We start from the raw sequence: 2,917 nt of genomic DNA on the forward strand, positions 1-2,917 counted from the left end.
GACTATGAAATTGGGACAATCCATATGTATTTTATTCGTAGCACTATTCATTGCAGTAAGTATCTTGCCTCCAACGCTCGTACAAGCTCAATCCAGTGTGTGGAAAGAAAGCAGAACCGTCAGTTATACAGGTGGCAGTAATAACATTTCAGTTCTTTGGGCTGATTTGAAAGATGATAAGATTCGTATTGATTCCGTATTAGCCCATGGGAAGATTGGGGCCACGGATGCCTTGTCTTCCATTGTTCAATCGGCGAGATTGCACTTTCTTTAGGCATGGTTGAAGCCATGAACTTAGATGGTGGCGGATCCAGTGGTCTATACTATAACGGAAGCTATATTGCCACACCGGGAAGACTGTTATCCAATGCAGTTGTTATTAAGATTCTGAATGAATCCCCAATGACGATTTTATTAAACAATAAGCCTTTATTTTTTGATACCGAACCCTATCTCAACAAGACATATAATCGTACCCTCGTGCCCCTAAGAGGCATCTCTGAAGCACTTGGTGCTTCTGTAGGCTGGAATGCAGCCACTTCTTCTATTACCATTGAAAGGCTTGATACGAAACTAGAGCTAAAAGTGGGAAGTGCCTCTATTTTGGTGAATGGAAAAAGTGAAACAATGGATGTACCTGTTCTGCTAAAAGACAACAGAACCTATGTCCCCCTTCGCTTTATTACTCAGTATTTTGGTGGCGATGTTAAGTGGATTCAAGAATCAAAGACAGTAGAACTAACAATTGGTGATGCTACTCGCTTAATAGAGCAAGGAAAGATATATGAAGCGTCAAATCAATACGATCAAGCCAAGCAAAGTTATTTGACTGTATTGGAGATGGATGCAAGAAATATTTTTGCGGCAAAAAGATTGGCCGTCATATATGCAAGTTTGTCACCGGATAAATTAAAAGCGATTGAATACTACGAGAAAGTTTATGAATTAGACCCTAAGGATGCAGCAAATGTATCCTCATTAGCTTGGGCGTATTATGGTAATATGCAATTAGAAGAAGCGATAGATATGTTTTTGATTTACCATGAAATGGTTCCAAGTTCTGGTGTTGGCTATTACGGAGCAGCGGTTTGCTATTCCCATTACCAGAAAAACGAGGTTAAATCTGCAGTGAAATATTATAAATTGGCTTTAGAAAAAGCATTAACGCCTGCACAAATTGATTTTGCCGTGAAATATATTCAGTAACACGAATAAGAATAAGAAGAAAACAAAAATAGAGTATATGCAATGATCATAAGGAATCATAGTACTTGTACCGACCCCCAAAAGTTAGACCTAAAAATCTAGTCATTGGAGGTCGGTTTTTTATTCTGATTCGGGTATTTAATGCAAGGATATAAAAAACTGAAATTTCTGAAAAAATTTATTTGTAAATGCAACACATTAACTAATGTATGTCTATATAATAAAGTGTATAATAAATAGACCATTATTTGTTATAAAATTACACGACGGAAACTGAAATCTGCCGTCTACAGAGAATTAACCGGTAGGTGCCAGTAATTTTAAGTTATTAATGGTATAATGAGTATATGTATGATTTTATTGATGTTTTTTTAATAACTTGAAAATGATAGTTATGATATAAGACTATGAGGGCTAAGTTCAATAAGGAAGGCAGTGTTTAAATGGTATTAAATATAATAGGAACAATAAGTAGTTTTTTAATGAATAGGTCGATTGGTTTTAATATGGCATTGGTTGCAATTCTTCTTATAGGTGTAATGATTTTTCTTTATATCAGGTATATTCATATTAGAAAGAGGGCTATTTTGCCCATTGAACCTATTGGGATGGATGACATACTTGGACCGGTTGAGTGGGAACAGCAAATGTTGGATTTGGCGAAGAATCACCAAAATGTCAAGTTGATGCGCTATAATTTTGTACTTGGGGATTATAATCAAATTGCATACAAAAAATTAAATCAAATACGTAGCAGTATTTCTGAAATATCTTCTGATTTAATCGCCTTAATTCCTGCGGCGCGTTGGTTATTTGACAACTACCAAATGTTATACAGAGAAATAAAAAAGGTCAGAACGCGAGGCACAAATTATGAGATCCTACCGATACTTAGAACAAAAGAGTATCATGGCTATCCGAGGATTTATGTTGTGGCAAAAAAAATGGTGGCCATTTCCGGTGGGCATTTAAACGAAGAAAATATTGCCATCATGCTTCAAGCCTATCAAAAAGAGATACACTTACTGGATAAAGAGTTATGGGTACTACCGGAGATGATTGGGTTTTGCTTACTAGAAAGTATTATAGAAGTAGCAGAAGAAGTTGTGGGTATCGTAAAGATAAAGGCCAAAGCAGAAAAATTTGTTAAGGAAAAGCTAGGGGTACAACCTGATGTTATCGATATTACTTCCTTTCTTAGTGAAGTTGATGCAGACTGCAGAAAAAACTTTTCTTTTCATGCCCATGTCATATACCAGCTAAAGAACATGTCTTTTGAGGAAGAATCAATTCAGCGTTATGTCGCCCATCACTATAAATCCAAATCTGCTAATAAGCGCATTAAGCCCTCCAAGGTATTTCTAGAAGAAAGTAAATTGGAATCCTACTTGGAGTCTGATATTCGTGCGCTTATCGTGAGTCTTAAGGGAATTAGCGAAGTAGATGAAGAAAAGTTTTTTGAGTCTTTCTCACTCCTTGAAAGTATCCTAATGAATGATCCTGATGGTATATACGCCAAAATGGATTCGGTAAGTAAGGGTATGTATAGAGGGATTATTGTAAAACTATCTCTTAAACATCATATTGAAGAAGGCGTAATAGCAGAATATGCTCTAGAACTGGCCAAAGCAGATAGAGAGGACCTTAATTGTCCCCATCATGTGGGCACCTATCTTATAGGGAAGGGATACCCCCTCCTTAAAGCAAAAGT

3 protein-coding genes are annotated in these 2,917 nt (G+C 36.5%); all 3 read left to right on the top strand.

Annotated elements, in window-relative coordinates; translation table 11 throughout:
* Positions 1-274, top strand: a 274-nt coding sequence (locus AC6F8J_RS15000) for a hypothetical protein (RefSeq protein ID WP_500724430.1), incomplete at its 5' end; no start/stop codon positions are given.
* Positions 275-276: 2 nt separating this feature from the next.
* Positions 277-1,206: a stalk domain-containing protein gene (locus tag AC6F8J_RS15005; protein WP_500724431.1), complete on the top strand. Its 930-nt coding sequence runs from the start codon at positions 277-279 to the stop codon at positions 1,204-1,206.
* A gap of 482 nt (positions 1,207-1,688) precedes the next feature.
* On the top strand, positions 1,689-2,917 hold a 1,229-nt coding region (locus tag AC6F8J_RS15010; protein ID WP_500724432.1), incomplete at its 3' end, for a hypothetical protein.

Source organism: Petrocella sp. (assembly GCF_059865615.1).

Coding starts and splice junctions, on each gene's coding strand:
- AC6F8J_RS15005 (WP_500724431.1), top strand. CDS start 277: ATGGTTGAAGCCATGAACTTAGATGGTGGCGGATCCAGTGGTCTATAC.